The organism is Mucilaginibacter sp., from assembly GCF_041660805.1.
GTDB lineage: Bacteria > Bacteroidota > Bacteroidia > Sphingobacteriales > Sphingobacteriaceae > Mucilaginibacter.
The window spans coordinates 291,046-309,290 of record NZ_JBAZVP010000003.1 but is presented as its reverse complement, the minus strand read 5'-3'; the positions used below and the strand labels follow the sequence as shown (position 1 = coordinate 309,290).

Here is an 18,245-nt window from a genome sequence, read left to right as displayed (position 1 = left end):
AAATTAGTGAAATTTAGAGGTAATTAAAATATTACAGAAAAGGTATGAAGGTCATTATTATGCTCATAACTAAACGTATATCCGTGATTATCACATATTTGCTTGCATAAGGTTAAGCCTAAACCAATCCCCTCAGAACCGTCAGATTTATGGAACCTTTTAAGCACCTGGCCAAAATCAAAACTACCTTTACCGGTATTGCTGATAGTCAGTTTTTCCGCGTTTATTTTTAATGTAAGTTTCCCGTTTGGGTAATTATGCCTGATAGCGTTACTGATCAGGTTATTTAGTAAAACCTCTATTAACGATTTACTTGTTTGTAGTTTTTTATCCTGCAAATCTGTAATCAGCTTAATATTAAGCTGATGGATCATTTCTTCATGCTGATACAGGGATTCTTCTACTATCTCTTTTAAATTAATTTCCTGGTCATCCTGGATTAAGCCATTTTCTATCTTGGCAAGCAACAGCATTGATTTGTTTAGCCGGGTTAACCGGGTTACAGTGCCATAGATATCATTCAGCAGTTTACTTTGCTTGTCGGTAAATTCATCGGTCTGCACCAATGTATCCAGTTTAGAATTGATAACGGAAATAGGCGTCATTAACTCATGCGAGGCATTTTCGGTAAAAGTTTTCAAGTTTAGGTAATCGTTTTTCACCCTGTCGGCCATGGTGATAACCGCTTTGTCGAGCTCTTTAAACTCATCTATTGTTGATGGAGTGGGGCTGATAACAGTATGATTCGCCAAACTAAACTCTTTTAATTGAGACAGTATTTTATAAAAAGGTTTCCAGATACTTTTTAGTATTACCCTATTCAGTATAATTAATATTATAAGCAGGGTAACGATAACCCCAATAGTTATCAGGAAGATGATCTGGATCAGGTCTTCTGTCTCCACTTTGGATTGCGTTACCAATATCCTGTAGTTTTGCCCCGATACCTTTACAGAACTGATGAGCGCACGGCCGGCCTCCATTTTTTTTTCATCGGTATTACGGTAAACCGTATCTAAAAACCGGCGTTTTATCTTTTCGTCACCAAGCGGCGAAAAAACTATCTGTTGGTGGTTTGATTCATAAACATCCGGTAAACGATGGTTTTGCTTTACATAACTAAAAACCTCATTTTCCTCCAGTATCAGGTCTTTATCTATCTGGCCGGTTAAAATATGGCTGATGGTATAATAGTAAATGATGCCCGTAACCAGCATAATGAGTACGGTAACCGCTATGTTAACACGATTATATTTAGTTAGCAGTTTCATACTTCGGTAAACTTATAACCCATGCCATAGGCAGCCTGTATATAATCATTGCCGCCGGCTTCAACCAGTTTTTTGCGAATATTTTTAATGTGAGAGTAGATAAAATCAAAGTTATCAGCTATATCGATGCTATCGCCCCAAAGATGCTCTGCGATTGCACTTTTAGAAACTACTTTTCCCTTATTAGCAATAAAGTATAGTAATAGCGCATATTCCTTGCGGGTAAATTTAATTACAGTATCATTTACCTTAACAGTTTTAGCTGCCAGATCAATATCTATCTCGTTAAACTTAAGGTTGGTGTTGCCGTTAAAAGACCTTCGCCTTACAATAGCTGTAACCCGCGACTTAAGTTCAGATAAATGGAAAGGTTTTGTGAGATAATCATCGGCACCCAAATCAAGGCCGGTAAGCCGGTCATCAAGCGAGTTTTTGGCAGATATAATGAGCACACCATCGTTGTGGCCGCTATCTTTCAGATGTTTTACAATATCCAGCCCGTTACCTTTTGGTAGGGTCAGGTCAAGTATAACGCAATCGTATCGGTATATGCTAACTTTTGCCAGGGCAGATGAAAAATCGCTCGCTGTTTCGCAGATACTGTCGCCGCCTGTGAAGTAGGCTTCTATGCTGTCCCTCAGCCCGCTCTCGTCTTCTACAATTAGTATTTTCACAATATAAAAATAGGATATAAAATTGGAGAAAACCTGTACTCAAAAAATAACTAAAGAGTGAATAAATGATAACCCAGAACCGCAGCCTAAAGATATTCCTGCCACTCAGAAGGTTGAAATTATACGTTATTTTCTCATATTATTTGTGAGATCCGGGCGAGTTCAGGAGCCATGGCTGTACTGTTCCAGCTTATACCAGGGCTTCGCCGGCCGGTTGGCGGGGAAACCAAATTGGGCGCGGTAAGCTTTCCGTTCTGCCGTAAAGTTCCACCAGCGTTTGCTGTCATCCCGGTGCGCAACATAATCTACCAGCAAACGGTAAGAATCCTCCACGCAGGGATCAGCCCAGGCGCCACAATGCTGTTCGTAAGCACCAAACAGTTCCAGAGCCGTTTTTCCTTTCAGTTGCTTCAGCGAATAATACCCCTGGGCGATGAGTTCTTTGGCGAACCCGATGCCGAGCGAGGGAATGCTTTGAAACTCGGCAAGTGCCTGCAATTCCCTTGTCCGCTCCGGAGAGGCGTTCAGTAGCTCCGCGATCTCGTCCGGCGCATAATCCTGCAGCATTTTCAAACTGATCTTTTTCGTTTTGAGCGCCTGCTTTTCGGTTGGGGTCAACTCATAATGAATGGTCTTTTTCATAACGTTTCAACATAATTGATAATAAATTTTGCCACTTGTTCCTGTTCCGCGATGCTCAGTATGTCTCCGTCATAGATCCAGTAGCCCCGGGCATCGAACAGTATCCGGCCCAAAAAATGAGGCTGTTCATCATAAGCGGTGTATAGGCTATAGCTTATTACCGGCTGGCCGTTATCCATCTCGGGCACAATGAGTACCACCTCGTCCGGGCCGTTTTTGCGTTTTAACCAAGCCTTCGCTTCCGTCAGTAAATGGGTAGGATGGGTTGTCATTTTAACTGCAATATTTTCCTCAAAAATACTAATATTTTTAGTTTTTATAGTATTTAAGAAAAAAATCAGAATCCATTCGGATAAGTAATTCACCAATTTATTAGTTAACAGGCTGTGAAGCGATTTTCCAAAGGATGGAAGATTGATGCTAAAGAAACTATTCTAGTTTTTTTATTTTTTTAGCACAGTAAAACTTACTTTAATAGTATTCCCAACATCATCAACCAGTGTTAGGATGTGCATACCAGGTGGCGGATCCAAAGCCATTTGATGAAAATCTTTGGTGGTCCCCATAAATTGATCGTCAAGATGCCAAAATACTTTTGTACCTGGCTGGCGATGCGCGGCATTGCAAATAATACGCCCGCGGATACCATCGGCCTCTAAAGGGATATAAACTTTGGCGCCATCTTTAGGATAAATTAATTCCAGTGGTTGGGCCTTGTTCGCCTCGGCGCAGTCGTTTCTAAATGGTGGCAGGGTATGATACTGATAGTTTTTCGCCTTGTAATAATATTCCATTGATGGCGGGAGCACAAACCAACTTTGGTTGATGATCTGGTCGGGCGCCACACAATCACTATTTACCTGGTATTGCTTATTTTTATCAAGGTGCACCAATTGATGATATGGGCATACAGGCGATTTCAAGCCACTTTGCGGTACATACATATCATCCGGATTGTCACAATATTCACCTGCCCTAAAACCACTTTGATGGCAAACTTTTATCTTTACCATTTCACCAACGGGCTTCTCAAACCAATTGCGGGTTACCGGTAGCAGGCGGAAGATCTCGAACATGGCAGGCGCTGCGGTATTGATACCCGTTAGGTTTGGCCTGCCCTCGCCCGATGTGTTGCCTACCCAAACACCAACCACGTATTTAGGCGTTATACCTATTGCCCATCCATCTCTAAAGCCAAAGCTCGTACCTGTTTTCCAGGCCACACGCTGGGTTGATCCAAATTGCTGCCACAGCATCTCCTCGCCGGGGCGCATTACTTCTTCCATAGCCTCCAGCGTATAATAGATAGACCCTGCGTCAAGCAAACCGGTCTTTTCCAGTTCCGGCTTTTGGTAAACGGCCGGCGTATAAACGGGTGCATGATAGTCTGCCGGGTCATATTTACCATTATACTTTTTGTAATGGTTCAATACCCTTGCCATATTGGCGTAATTGCCGGTAAGTTCCCATAGCGAGTTTTCGCCACCACCCAGTATTAGCGAAAGGCCATAGAAGTCGGCAGGTTGTTTTAGGGTAGTGATACCCATCTTTTTTAAAAAATCATAAAAGCGTTCGTACTTAAATTTTTGCAGTAGCTTAACAGCAGGTACATTTAATGACCGTGCCAGTGCTTTTGAGGCAGGCACTGCTCCATCATAACCAAGGTCGAAATTCTCAGGGTGATAACCGGCTATTTGGGTGGGGACGTCGGGCACTAAACTTTGCGGCAATATTATACCATCATGCAACATTGCAGCGTACATTAATGGTTTTAATGTACTGCCGGGACTGCGCGGCGCATTTATTACATCCACACTGCTTTCCATTAGCGGATCATTGCTATGGTAAATGTTACCTGCATAAGCCAAAGCCGAGCCGGTCTCTACATCAAGTACAATGGCCGCAATATTATTGATATGGTTCGCCTTCAAAACCATATGGTGCCGCTGAATGATATCTGTTACCTGCTGCTGCAGGTTGGCGTTAATAGTAGTAGCAATACGTGTATTGGTTAGCGGATCGTTTTTATGATCACCAATAAACCTGGCCAGTAAGTGCGGTGCATATTGTGGCAAGGGCACCGGTTTATCCGGCATGGGTTCTATTTTAGATAGCGTTGCTGTGCTTTTATCGATGACGCCGATACTATACAGCTTATCTAAAAGCAGGTTGCGTTTTTTTAGTAAAAGCAACCTGTTTTTGCCGGGATGCACCAGCGAGGGCGAATTTGGCAGAACCGCCAATGCTGCCATTTCTCCCCATGAAAGTTTATCGGGGCTACGGCCAAAGTATCGCCATGATGCGGCATCCAGCCCAACTACATTACTACCAAATGGCGCGTTACTGGCATAGAGGGCCAGTACTTCGTTTTTGCTGCGGGTGAACTCGAGCCTTAGCGCCATCACCATTTCCAGCATTTTATTCCAAAAATTACGGTGATGATGCGTGGCCAAACGCACTACCTGCATACTGATAGTACTGCCGCCGCTGGTTATATGTCCCGATCTCAAATTCTGCCGGATAGCCCTGGCAAAAGCAAATATGTCCACACCCGGATGGTGCTCAAAACGCTTATCTTCAAAAGCGATAATGCATTGTTTAAATTTATCGGGCACATTAGCGTTGTAAGGAAAGCGCCATTGCCCGTCCGAAGCGATGGAAGCGCCCAGCAGTACACCGTTGCTATCATCTATCACATAGGATGTTGGGCTGTTAAATAAACGGCCCGGCAGGCAAAACCAAAACAGCAGCAGTAGTACCATTATCGCTAACAGTATTGCCGCTTTTGTTTTGGTCATCCAACGTTTAAATGGGATGATGATGCCGTTTTTGGCGGCTTTATTATCATTACTTAACCACTTCAACCCAATTCCCTTTTTCTAATGCGTTGATAGACGAATTATACATTGCCTCGCAATACGTTGCCGGCAAATAATACCTGCCGGTATAAGCCGCTGTAAGCATTACATAATAGGTGGCTGTCTGACGTTCCTCCAGCCTGAAATAGGTATTAACCCTGTCATCCCTGATGTCCTGATAATCTGATAGGGAAGATTTATAAACCTCATCGTTATTTAGCATCCGGGTGTTCAGGATCTCCCATCCTGATGGAAAGATCTGGGTCAGCGCCATATTATCATAACGCCCTCTTTGGCCCGGATTTCTGACGGTTACTTTAGCTATAAAATCAGTCCCTTGTTTAAGCGAGGCTACGTTTACCGGTTTACCGCCAAGTGTCATGTAGTTTACTTCCATCTCTAGCACGTCGGGGTTATTTGCAGTAACCGTTTCCTGGCCCGGTGTTGGCTGGCCTTGTTGAATTAATCTTAGATACAAAACATTTTTACCGCTATTTTTAACCATTGCCTGCCCGCCGTTTCCGTTCAATGGCAATTGCCATAATGCCGAGCCCGACTTTACCGTTCCGGTTGCCTTGCCGGCCTGGTAATTAAACAGCAGTTTATCCGGCGTCCGGTTTTGCCCGCTGTATTGGGCAATGGCCAGTAAGGAATAGGCCGTTGTTTGTGTACTGTACCAGGAATCCAGCGAAAGATCTGCCGCAACCGATTGTACTAATACGGCCGCTTTTTGCCTTTGGCCTAATAGCGTTAACGTCTCCAATATCATAGCTTCATCACGCAGATCAGAGCCATATGTTCCAAACATCTGGTTATAAGGTTTCACAGTTGTGCCTAGGCCTCTGATCATTTGCAAAGCTACCTCCGGCTGGCCTGCCAGTTTGTAGGCCGCGGCTAGGCGCCATTTGCCCTGTTCGCTTAAAAATTTGTACTCTTTTAGCCTGTTCATCGCGCCCAATTCAGGAACGTGTGCCATTGCAAGCAAGTAAAGGCGGTAGGCTTGGGTCAAATCAGCTTCATAGTAGGTGTAAGCGTCGGGTGCCCAGTTCAATGCTTTTTGCTTTTGATATTTCTTCCAGCCATCTATAAAACCAACGGGTAGGGTATATCCTTTGGCTTGTGCTGCCAGCATAAAGTGACCGGCATAATTGGTGCCCCACTCATCGGCATCACCTTCACCCGGCCAGTAGCTTAAACCGCCGTTTACCAATTGAAAACCATTTAACCGCCCAATGGTACGTTTGATGTTTTCCTGCACCTCGGCCCTTCTTGCGGCACTCAAATCCATCAACTGGTCCAAATAAAGCTGTGGGAAACCTGATGAAGTGGTTTGCTCAATACAACCATGAGGATATTGAATAAGATAATTTAATCGTTTAGCCAAATTCAATGCCGGTATAGCCGAAACCTCCAGCGTAGCTTTGTTGCTGCCCTGCATGCCTATCGCGGCATAATTGCTGTTCCAGCTTTGGCCCGGAAGCAGTTGTTTTTCGATAACACGGGTTATCGGCGGATTGGGATTGCGGATGTTCAGTTCTACATCTTCTACTGATGTCTCATTACCACTTTTGGCAATTATACGCACCTTACCTATACCCACCATATTTTTTACATCCATTTCAAAGGTCACCAACTGGTCGCCCGGCTTACTGAAAGTGATGTTGCGCAGGTTACCTTGCGGACTGCTAAACGTGGTCGATTGTACCTGGATGCTCACATTTTTAATATTGTTTTCCATTGCAAAAACGGTAACCGGCAGCTGGAATTTCTCTGAAGGGCCAAGCACACGCGGCAGTGTTGCCAATATCATCAATGGCTTTTTAACGGCTACGGCTTTTTCAGCAAAGCCGTAGCTGCCATCATGCCCGGCAATCACCATCGCCCTAACCGAGCCGATATATTGCGGCAATGTGAATTTTTGCGTTTGCGATTCGCCTTTGCCCAAATGAAAAGGGCCTAAGAATTTCACAACCGGTTTAAAGCGGTTTACCGATATATTACGATTAGTGCCCAACGAGCCATCACCACCAATACTCAGGATGCGTTCCAATCCGCCGCCGAAAGCGCCTATTACATAGTCGAACAAGTCCCATGTCTTCACACCTAACGCTTCTCTCGCATAAAATGATTCATGCGGATCAGGGGTTTTAAAGTTGGTAAGGTCAAGGATACCTTCATCTACAATGGCAATGGTGTAAGTCATTTCCTTACCTGATGCTTCTGAAATTGTTATCGATGTTGGTGTCTGTGGCCTTATCTTATCCGGCATGGCTATTACCGGTTTTAATACCGTTGCCGGGTTGTCTACCTTGATCGGGATGGCGCCATACATCCGGATCGGCAGGTCATTCACTGTTTGTGAATGTTGTTGCAGTAGTGTTACGTTCACAAAAACGTTTGGCGCCATTGTCTCATCCACCTTAAATTTATACTGCGTTTGGCCTTTACGGGTATCCGCCCAAACTGCTTTTACCATCTTGCTGCCATTCTCAAAACTGATCAGCGCCCGGCCATCGCTTCCGGTCGGGATGGTGAGGGTTGCTTCTTCGCCTACCTTATAGCTCTTTTTATCAGATGTAAAAGAAAGCATGGCAGCCTCTGTTGGATTATCCTGCTGTAAACGTTCGGCCCAGTTTGGCCAGTCTACATAAATAATTTTACCCGTTGAGTGCCCCGTACGCTGATCTTTTACTTTGATCAGGTACCGTCCCCAATCGTTTTGGTTTATATGCAACGTCCATTTACCACGACCGTTTGTCAACCTAACGGATTGCGTTGTTATCAGCTTGTTATATTGATTTTGGGTGAAGTTGCTCATTTCGTCGCCGGTTTGGTCCCACCACCAGCGCCATTGAATTTTGTACAGTTCCACATCTACATTACGGATGCCTGCAAAAAGGTTACCCTTTACATCCACATCGGCAATATCTATCTGGTGGTCTGTGCCTGTGGTTAACATGTCATTTAATGAACTACCCTTTGGCGTTTTTATTCCTACATACCCGCTGTACACGTTATATGGCTTGCTTACCTGCTGAATGCTAAAGTTACCACCCGGCTCAAATACCTTTACCAAAAAGTTAGCTTTTAGCTGGCCGGGAGCTTGTTTTTCTACATTGATATCTGCATCTATTGGCGTGGTGCCGTTGGCATCTAAAGTACCATCAAAAACCGTTTGGCTTTGCGTGTTGAACGGTAGGGTTGGGTCATCAAATTCGTAACCTTCAAAGTTTTTAAAACTGGTTGTTTGTGCCGATAAAAACGCGTCAACTTTAGCCTTTAAATTCTGGGCGATACCACCGAAAAGCCACTTTGCTGTTAATAAGCCCTTGCTGCCGCTACCCTTTGTAAGCTCTGTTTGATTGCCAAAGTTCAAGTCGAGTTTTAAACGGTTGGGCATAATGGTTTCTACCTTCAGGCTTTTTTCAAATAAAGCCCCGCCTACTTTTACCTTCGCGCTCCAGTTACCGGTTGGTGATGATGTTGTGGTAGCTACATGGAAACTGTAAAAGCCATCAACCGATTTAGTTTTAACCAGCTTTTTGTAAAGCTGCCCCTGTGGGTTATAGAACTCGAACTCCACGGGGTGGTCTGGCGGTAAGGTTTTTAGCTTGTCTTCTAAAATGAAGGAAACAAATATGGAATCCCCGGGGCGCCAAACGCCACGCTCGCCATAAATAAAGCCTTTCAACCCGTGCTGAATTTGCTCGCCGCTTACATCAAAGCGGGATAAAGGCAAAGCGTTGCCGTCGTCCAGTTTTAAATAACCACGCTCGCTGCCTTTTTTGGCAACCAACAAATACGGTTTGCGTTTCAGCATAAAAGTGACAAAGCCATCCCCGCCTGATGTGCCTTTGTATATTACTTGTTTCTGATAATCCAGCAGCTCAATATCCACTCCCGGCATGGGTTGGGCGGTTAGGATGTTGGTAACGGCTACCATCATGCTGTTGTCATTTCCGCGCTTGGTTATCAGCCCTATGTTTGATGCGATAATATTGCGTGTTGCCCAGCGGTCTTTAGTATAATAGGATGCGCTGCAAGGATCCTCGCGCTCATTCCAACGGTAACCGGCCGGGTAATAGCTGCCATAACGGCTCCAGAAATCATCGTCCTCATCAATACCGCCGCCATAACTACCGCCTTCTTCGCTGTAATCGCTTTCGCCTTCATCTTCTTCGGTAGCATCCTCAACTACAGATTTAATTTTACCAGCCTTGCAGTTATATATAGAGTATGACTGCCTGAACCCGATAACCACCCGATAGATAGCACCCGGCTCGGTGCGTAACAGGTGGTCAATATCCAGCATAAAGCGGTTCTTTTTATTCAGATTAAGGCTTTTGTCATTATCTAACCGAATGGTGGTTTGCACAACCGGCTTACCTACCTGCCTTAGCTGCTGCTCCCCGTCGAAATTATTATTCTGAAAGTATTGTGGTATATTATTCTCGTAGATCTTGATAATGCTCACATCTACCGCGTTTAAGTTAACGGCCTCAAAAGGCATCATCAGCTTGCCGGAACTTGGTAATATTACACCCTTGCCCGGTATGGTAACGGATGGTAGCCTGTTCTCGAAAAATACATTAGCGTTGTAATTAGTGGCCAGCTTTTTACGGGTGATATCTTCTATGCCAGCAATGGCAAAGGCACTATAATTGCCTTGCATGTGGTCGGGTGCATACAGTTTAACCATGCTGCCCTCAATGGTGTAGGCCAGGTTGGCTACATTACTCAACCCCAGCAACCCGTTCAACTCCTGCCCTACACGGATAGGGTTACTAAACTGGTACAACACATACTGGTCCTGCTCCTGTATGGCTTTTATGCTCAGTAGTTTAAATACGCCAATGGCCGGTACCTGAAATTCCTGGTGGCCTTTTTTGCTTACATCCAAGGCTTCGCCATCCCAATGCATAATAAGCAGGTTGGTTTTATTTGCGGCACGTGGCATATTGTTCACCACGAAATTGTGTGTTTTGGTTGAGGGGTGATGTTGCCAGGTAATGGCAACGGTAGGGGCGTATTCGGCGCTGATCAGTTTTTCAACCTTGGCAGCATCTTCGTTATCGGCAGTTTGAATGGTGCCGGTCAGTTTCATTTTATCAAGCGATGTCGCGGTAGCGCTTTGCAGGCCAAGAAACGTTATGCTGAAATCGGGCTTGATGGTTTTAAATTCGAACTCGAAATGTTCCAGTTCGCCGGGTACTTTGGTAATGGCGCCCAGATCGAAATCTACTTCGTAATTTTTATCCGGATCAAGTTTGCCTTCGGGCTTAAATTCAATGGTTTGCGCATCTACCCAGTGGGCCTTGCCCTTTACCGATGGCGAAAAATTGAACACGTTGTCATCCAGTTCCTCGTTTTGCGCATGCGTAGTTTGCACCTGGTTGGCCAGCTTAATACGGATGGTGCTTTCCTTAGAGATAACCCCGGCTGTGTATGATTCAATATACTTACTAAAAGCCTGGTTATCGGCTTCTTTATTTTTGTGTTTGTAAAACCATAATAGAGTAACGGCTAAGGTTACGATAACGGCAGCACCGGCAATAATAACATTGCGGCGCGAAAACCAGGTATTAGCAGCTTGCATATTTATTGGTTAGGTTATAACCAAATATAGTTTAAAGCAAACGCAAATTGGTGACAGGATAACATTAATTTGAGATGGCTGCTGCTGCTTCAGGTTATATTTTTTTGTTTACCGCTTGCCTTTTAATATTAATAGCTGACCGCCATTATTGATGATTTGCGCTTACATCACTATTTGTTAACAAAAAGATAATATAGCTGCCTGTAGCACACTTATTTATGCTTTCGTAACAAGTATATTAAATCACACAAACAATGAAAAATAAATTCTACCTGCTATTATTCGGACTGCTGACCGGCATGACACTATTTTTATCTTGTACTAAAAAGGGCGATGTACAGAAAGAGGTAAAAATCGATGATAAAAATTTAACCTCCTGCCGGTCTGGTGCAGGCTGTGAGTACCTGTTTACAGAACAAGCGGACTTAAAAGTTGACAACAGTTTTAAGACAGGTACATATCGTTTATTTTGGTTTAAAGAACAATCTCCCGGTATCTCAACTTCCGTGTATATAAAGGCGCCAATGCAGGGAAACAGCTTTGAACTGACTAAAGCAGACCTGTTGGCCAATAGGGTACAATTCAGCCAGTTGTGTCCGGCTTGTTACCTGATTTCTTTTAAACCGGTAGACGGTTATGTAAAAGGGGTAAACACTACGCCAGAAAAGCCGGCAGACCAGGCACGATGGCTGCTTGAGGGTAAAGTGATATTACAGGGGACAGCGGATCCATCGATTAAGGACACCGTTTTTGTCAAGCAATACTTCAGCCCTAATTTTATCTTTAATTAATTGGTCTTTTAATAGGAGGTGCCTAATCGATAATAATGGTGATCTTAAACCACCAGTTAGCTTGGGATAGTAATACTGCAATACAGGCCGATGGAAACATCGGCCTGTATTGCTTTTACAACTGCTGATGTATTGTTTTCCTCAAAAGAATTACAACGTGTTTTTATTAATAAAAAAGTATAAATTTTTTATCAGCTTTACCAAATATTTACCAGGCTGAGCTCCATGAAAGCAGAAAAGAATATGATATTAAGGCGCAGAGAGGGTTTTCAAGGCCAAAAGCTCATCGTGTTACCTAAAAAGATAATTACGAATTTCTTAAGCATCGACCCGCTGACCCGGCAAATATATATTACCGATATTGGATATTATCCCAAAGCGCAGTTTCATTATGCCGAAAGACCGGCAGGTATTAATCAGCATATTATTATTTATTGTACCGAAGGTAATGGTTGGGTAGAGATCAATAAAAAAAAGATCATTGTATCGCCTTCACAGTTTATTGCCATACCCGCCAATACCCCGCATAAATATGGAGCAGATGAAAATCGCCCGTGGACGATTTATTGGGTGCATTTCAAGGGCGAAGCAGCGGCTTTCTTCATCGATCTGATCCTTCAAAATTCACAGAACTATAAGCCTTATCTTTCCTATAACAATGATAGGATTAAATTATTTGAGGACATTTATACAAACCTTGAAAAAGGGTATGGTACTGATATTCTGCGGTATGTAAACATGACGTTCACTCATTTCTTGTCGTCACTGATCTATGACGACATGTTCAATAACATAGAGAAGAATGAGCCGGATATTGTTGAGCGCACGGTAAGCTTTATGCAGGAAAACATCACAAGAATGTTAAAGCTGGAAGACTTAGCAGTTTTTGCAAACTTATCTGCCTCTCATTTCTCTTATATATTTAAGTCAAAGACCGGGCATGCACCTATTGAGTATTTCAACCAATTGAAGATCCAGCAAGCTTGTCAATATATTGCATTTACCAATATGTCAGTAAAAAACATTGCAATAACCCTGGGCATAGAAGATCAGTATTATTTTTCGAGGATGTTTACCAAGCTGATGGGGAGTTCCCCAAGCGAGTATAAAAAGAAATTGAAACCGCCAACCGGCGCCTGACCGGTAGACCTATATACTTAATCTTCTAATTCTTTATCCTGCTTTCCCAAAGCAGGTAAATGTATTCCATTAAAGCAGGAATAAATATATTTCAACCCGTCGGTTTAATATAATTGCCGACGCCGTAAGATAGTCCATCATTTCCATAAAAATAGCTATTCTTTTTGAGTGGGGCATAGCTGACATTTACATCAACTAATTATAAATTATCAAACAGCCAGGCCTTTAATTCAAAAGCCGGTTTTTCTTTTCATTAAATAAGAAAGATAAGGTTCGATGCATAATTCCGTGCTGTTTGATCTGGTTAACCATGTCAGTTTTAACTATTGAAACTGAAAAAGTATTAAAGCTATTGTTTTCTAATTTATTAACATGAAAAAATTTGCCCCGGTATAAGCTGATCAGATAGCTGTTCAGTTTACGGGTAATGATGCCATTACCAAACCAATTAATATACTTAAATATAATATGATGAGAATTTTACAGACTTTTAAGTTTAAGCAATTGCAAATTATCATGCTGATAGGCATCATGGTAATTTATGCAGTGCAGGTCCGTGCCCAAAATGGAGGCCGGGTAATTTCAGGAACTGTCACCGATGAAAAAGGTGCACCTATGCCCGGTGTATCTGTGGTTGTCAAAGGATCAACGGTAGGTGTCCCTACCGGCGTAAACGGATCTTATAGCATACGTGTTAACGATGGCGCGCAGACCCTGGTTTTTTCTTTCATTGGTTACCTTAAAACGGAAGCAAATATTGCCGGGCGATCTAAAATTGATATCCAATTAGCACCTGATAGCCGTTCTACCAACCTTAATGAAGTTGTGGTAGTGGGTTACGGAACTCAGAAAAAGGCCACGTTAACGGGTTCAGTTGCAACCGTTAAGGGAGAAGAACTGGCCAGAAGCCCGCAACCCAACCTTTCAAATTCCCTTGCCGGCAGGGTTCCGGGATTGGTGGCATCCAATACTTCAGGCGAGCCTGGTTATGATGGTTCCTCATTATTAGTACGGGGAAGAGGCACAAACGGAAATAACAGCCCCCTGATTGTTATTGATGGTGTTGCCAACCGTTTAGGCGGCCTTGAACGCCTTGATCCTAACGATGTGGAAAGCTTTTCTGTATTGAAGGATGCCTCAGCTGCCATTTATGGAGCACAGGCTGCCAATGGTGTTATACTCATTACTACTAAAAAAGGAAAGACAGGAGCTCCTACCTTAAGTTACTCCTACAACCAGGGTTTTATGCAGCCATCTAATTTGCCAAAACTTGCCGATGCGCCCACGTTTGCAACTTTACAAAATGAGATAGCTTATTACAGAAACCCTACAGGTGGATTAAATCAGGTTTACACCACTGATGATATAACCAAGTTTGGCAACGGATCAGACCCATTAAATTACCCAAATACCAATTGGGAAAAGGAAGTTTTAAAATCAGTTGCTTTACAAGATAAACAGTCCTTATCTATAAGGGGTGGAACTGATGCAATTAACTATTATGTTTCATTAGGTAACCAATATCAGGACGGTTTGTATAAGAACGGAGCAACCAAATACAAACAAAACAATGTGCTTTCAAATATTGGGATAAAAGTAAATGAACGTTTGAAATTGGGTGTGGAACTGGCCTACCGTCAGGAAAACCGCATCTCACCAGCCGGAAACTCTGCGGCCACCTTGTTTGGGTTGGTCTATAACCAATATCCTATTATTCCGGCGTTTTATCCCAACGGCTTACCTTCGCCGGGTGATGCCGGTGGCCAAAACCCCGCACTAATGGTAAACGGGGACGTAATTGGTACATCAAAAAGTGTTACTAGTGTATTTAATGGTACGTTAAATGGCACATATCAGCTTCCAATACCAGGTTTAAGTCTTGACGGGTTCTTAGCGGTAGATCAATCGGTCAATAATTCCAAAAGTTTTCAAAAGCCTTATCTTACTTATTTATATGATAAGAACTCCACTACTTATACGCCGGTGCACGGGGGGCAATCAACACCTCAACTAAGCCAAAGCACCGAGACAATTAGTTTGATAACTACAAATCTTAAATTGAACTACAAGCATTCGTTTGGCCCGCATACTCTTTCTGCATTTGTGGCAGCTGAACAAAGCCAAACAAATGATCAGAATTTTAATGCGTACCGCATCAATTTCCTTTCTACAGATTTGCCTGAGCTAAGTCAGGGTGGTTCTGCACCTACCGATCAGGGAAATGGTGGTGGCAGCTATCGTACAGCCCGCCAAAACTATTTTGGCCGTCTTAATTATGATTACAAGGAGAAATACTTACTTGAAGTTTCATTAAGGGATGATGGTTCAACCATTTTTGCGCCTGGTCATCGTTTTGGTTTGTTCCCGGGTGTATCTGCGGGATGGCGTATGTCGGAAGAATCATGGATGAAAAACTCCAAATTATTCACCGACCTGAAATTGAGAGCGTCATATGGAAAATTGGGTAATGACAGGGTTGGCGCAAATCAATATCTTGATAATTTCGGCTTCTCAACCGGTGTATTCGCTACCGGAAACCAGATAAATGCTACCGGGATAACCTATTATTTATTGGCCAACCCTAATATTACATGGGAAGTTTCTAAAAAGTATAATGTGGGTTTAGACGCAACATTATTCAAGGATCTTTCTGTAACGCTGAATGTATTTAAAGAAGAGCGCTCTAATATCCTCGCCAAAAGAAGTGCCAGCATACCAGGTGTTACCGGGGTCAGCAATGACCAGATCCCAGACGAGAATATAGGAAAAGTTAATAACAGCGGCTTTGAAGCTGAAATAAATTACAATAAACAGATTAACGATTTCCGGTTTAATGTAGGTGGTAATATTACTTATGCTAAAAACAAAGTGGTTTACCTTGATGAAGCTCCAAATACTTTGCCTTACCAGAAATTCACCGGGCTGCCTATGGCCTCAGATCTTTATTATCAGGCAATGGGTATTTTTAAAACCCAGGCTGAAATTGATGCTTATCCACATTTATCAGGAACAATTCCCGGTGATTTGAAATATCAGGATTATAATAACGATGGCAAAATAGATGCGTCTGACAGGGTTAGATCAAATAAATCAAATGTTCCTGAAATTGTTTACGGCATAACAGCCGGGGCATCCTACAAAAACTTTGATATGAGTATCTTATTTGCTGGGCAGAAAAATGTAGTGCAATATTTACTGCCGGATGCCGGAACCATTGCTAACTTCCCAAGTTCATGGGCTGATAACCGTTGGTCGCCAACCAATACAGACGGAACTTATCCGAGGGCTAATGATCGTTCAGGTACTTATTATTCTAATCAAAGAAGCACCTTTTGGTTAAGGAATACATCATTCTTAAGGCTGAAAAATGTTCAGCTTGGGTATAATTTCTCCCAGAACCTGGCATCAAAGCTAAAGGTACATGCTATAAGATTGTATGTAAGCGGATATAACCTGTTAACATTTACCTCACTTAAGGATTACGATCCGGAAGGCCAGAATGAAACAGGATATTTCTATCCTCAACAAAAGATTTACAACATAGGTGCTAACGTAACATTCTAATAAAAATGAAAAATATAAATAAATCAGTTTTATTTTTAAGTGCAATAGGCATCTTATTAATAAACGCCTGTAAAAAGGATTATCTTGATACAACCCCAACAAATCTCGTTTCTAACCAGGCCATATTTGCAGATTCGGTATTAACTGAGGCCTATGTAATTGGCCGGTATACCGGTGTACAATTAACCAGTGAAAACTCGGGGCCAAGTTTCCAGCGCGGTTTTGATGCGCCGTGGTTAAGCTCAGTTACTGATGAATCTATCCATACCCAGGATAACGGATCCTTTATTATTCAACAGGGTAATATAACGCCGGATAATGCAAGCTTTATGAGTAATTTCTGGTTCAGGAGTTACCGCAGTATCCGCGAGATCAATTATGCTTTCGCCAATATAGATAACGTGCCGATGAGCACAGCTACAAAAAACAGGTTAAAGGCCGAGCTTCATTTTATTCGTGCCTATCGTTATCATGATTTGATACGTGCTTATGGGGATGTGCCATTAGTTGGTGATAAAGTATGGGGCCTTACTGACAGGGATTTTACTCCTCTTTACACCAGAAGCCCAAAACAAGATTGTATTGCCTATGCTGTAAGTGAGCTTGAACTGGCAATTGCAGGCTTGAAAAATGTTAGCCTGGCTGATGGGCGTGCCAGTGTTGGTGCTGCTATGGGGCTTAAGTCAAGATTACTACTGTATGCCGCGAGTCCGCTTTATACCAACGGAGCAAATGATGCCGCCAAATGGGCCGCAGCAGCAACTGCTGCGAAGGCTGTAATGAATTTGGGCACTTATACGTTATTCCCTAATTACAGGAACGAATTTTTAACCAATGCAACCAGCGAAGATGTTTATGAAAGGGTGTATTCAACCTCTGTACAACACTCACAGCTTGAACTACTTAACGGCCCTAATGGTTATAATGGTTGGGGTGGTAATACTCCGCTTCAAAATTTTGTAGATGCATTTCAAATGAGCAACGGTAAGGCTATAACCGAGCCGGGATCAGGGTACAATCCGCAGGACCCATATACCAACCGCGATCCGCGCTTAGCACAAACTGTGTTATACAACGGCCACCCATACAGAGGGCGCCCGGTTGAAACTTTCTCACCTGGTGGTAAGGATAGCAAGGATGGGATAGCCAACTGGAACACCACACTTACGGGTTATTATATACTTAAGTATATGAATGAGAATTTAAATCCGGACGATCCGTTGAATCTTTATAAAGATCAGAGCCAGACACAACCATTCAAATATATCCGTTATGCCGAAATTCTGTTAAATTATGCAGAGGCACAGAATGAAGCTGTCGGCCCGGATAATAGCGTTTACACCGCATTGAACCTTATCCGCACAAGGGCGGGTATGCCGGGTATAACACCTGGCTTATCACAGTCGGCTATGCGTACTGCCATTCAAAACGAAAGACAGGTTGAGCTGAGCTTTGAAGATCATAGGTTCTTTGATGTACGCAGATGGAAAATTGCTAACGTGACGGAGAATGTACCTGCCTATGGCGTTCGCCCGGTTAAGAATGGGGATGGAACAATTACTTATACCAAATTTGTTGCCCTTACAGACAGAAAGTTTGCCGACAAGAACTACTGGATGCCTATACCTCAAAGCGAGATACTGGCCTCAGGCGGTTTGTTGAAGCAAAACCCTGGTTATTAAAATCGTGAATATTAATTAAAATAAAAA

General features: G+C 43.0%; 10 protein-coding genes. 4 read left to right on the top strand and 6 right to left on the bottom strand.

Translation table 11 applies throughout. The features are described from left to right. Positions 1-23: 23 nt before the first annotated feature. The 6 genes from WC743_RS06690 to WC743_RS06665 all read right to left on the bottom strand — a co-directional run bounded on the left by WC743_RS06690 (position 24) and on the right by WC743_RS06665 (position 11,041). A complete protein-coding gene (locus WC743_RS06690; protein WP_373011096.1) occupies positions 24-1,271 on the bottom strand; it encodes a sensor histidine kinase in 1,248 nt (415 codons plus the stop codon). Then, entirely contained in the window at positions 1,268-1,945 is a 678-nt protein-coding gene (locus tag WC743_RS06685; protein ID WP_373011095.1) for a response regulator transcription factor, read from the bottom strand. Before WC743_RS06685 ends, WC743_RS06690 begins: the two co-directional genes overlap by 4 nt. 162 nt (positions 1,946-2,107) lie before the next feature. Continuing rightward, positions 2,108-2,587, bottom strand: a complete 480-nt coding sequence (locus WC743_RS06680; protein ID WP_373011094.1) for a helix-hairpin-helix domain-containing protein — start codon at positions 2,585-2,587, stop codon at positions 2,108-2,110. Next, a complete protein-coding gene (locus tag WC743_RS06675; protein WP_373011093.1) occupies positions 2,584-2,859 on the bottom strand; it encodes a hypothetical protein in 276 nt (91 codons plus the stop codon). Before WC743_RS06675 ends, WC743_RS06680 begins: the two co-directional genes overlap by 4 nt. Positions 2,860-3,030: 171 nt before the next feature. Further along, on the bottom strand, positions 3,031-5,451 hold the full coding sequence (pbpC, locus tag WC743_RS06670; RefSeq protein ID WP_373011092.1) for a penicillin-binding protein 1C: 2,421 nt from the start codon (positions 5,449-5,451) through the stop codon (positions 3,031-3,033). Beyond that, positions 5,435-11,041 (bottom strand): alpha-2-macroglobulin, encoded by a 5,607-nt coding sequence (locus WC743_RS06665; RefSeq protein WP_373011091.1) that lies wholly within the window; start codon positions 11,039-11,041, stop codon positions 5,435-5,437. Before WC743_RS06665 ends, pbpC begins: the two co-directional genes overlap by 17 nt. A 254-nt stretch (positions 11,042-11,295) precedes the next feature. Here WC743_RS06665 and WC743_RS06660 point away from each other — a divergent pair, with 254 nt between their 5' ends. The 4 genes from WC743_RS06660 (at position 11,296) to WC743_RS06645 (ending at position 18,218) form a co-directional block, all read left to right on the top strand. After that, positions 11,296-11,832 (top strand): hypothetical protein, encoded by a 537-nt coding sequence (locus WC743_RS06660; RefSeq protein WP_373011090.1) that lies wholly within the window; start codon positions 11,296-11,298, stop codon positions 11,830-11,832. A gap of 225 nt (positions 11,833-12,057) precedes the next feature. Then, a complete protein-coding gene (locus tag WC743_RS06655; RefSeq protein WP_373011089.1) occupies positions 12,058-12,972 on the top strand; it encodes an AraC family transcriptional regulator in 915 nt (304 codons plus the stop codon). A 468-nt stretch (positions 12,973-13,440) separates the two neighbouring features. Next, positions 13,441-16,536: a SusC/RagA family TonB-linked outer membrane protein gene (locus WC743_RS06650; RefSeq protein WP_373011088.1), complete on the top strand. Its 3,096-nt coding sequence runs from the start codon at positions 13,441-13,443 to the stop codon at positions 16,534-16,536. Between the two features lie 5 nt (positions 16,537-16,541). Further along, on the top strand, positions 16,542-18,218 hold the full coding sequence (locus WC743_RS06645; RefSeq protein WP_373011087.1) for a RagB/SusD family nutrient uptake outer membrane protein: 1,677 nt from the start codon (positions 16,542-16,544) through the stop codon (positions 18,216-18,218). Positions 18,219-18,245 lie beyond the last annotated feature (27 nt).

Coding starts and splice junctions, on each gene's coding strand:
- WC743_RS06690 (WP_373011096.1), bottom strand. CDS start 1,271: ATGAAACTGCTAACTAAATATAATCGTGTTAACATAGCGGTTACCGTA.
- WC743_RS06680 (WP_373011094.1), bottom strand. CDS start 2,587: ATGAAAAAGACCATTCATTATGAGTTGACCCCAACCGAAAAGCAGGCG.
- WC743_RS06675 (WP_373011093.1), bottom strand. CDS start 2,859: ATGACAACCCATCCTACCCATTTACTGACGGAAGCGAAGGCTTGGTTA.
- WC743_RS06665 (WP_373011091.1), bottom strand. CDS start 11,041: ATGCAAGCTGCTAATACCTGGTTTTCGCGCCGCAATGTTATTATTGCC.
- WC743_RS06660 (WP_373011090.1), top strand. CDS start 11,296: ATGAAAAATAAATTCTACCTGCTATTATTCGGACTGCTGACCGGCATG.
- WC743_RS06655 (WP_373011089.1), top strand. CDS start 12,058: ATGAAAGCAGAAAAGAATATGATATTAAGGCGCAGAGAGGGTTTTCAA.
- WC743_RS06650 (WP_373011088.1), top strand. CDS start 13,441: ATGATGAGAATTTTACAGACTTTTAAGTTTAAGCAATTGCAAATTATC.
- WC743_RS06645 (WP_373011087.1), top strand. CDS start 16,542: ATGAAAAATATAAATAAATCAGTTTTATTTTTAAGTGCAATAGGCATC.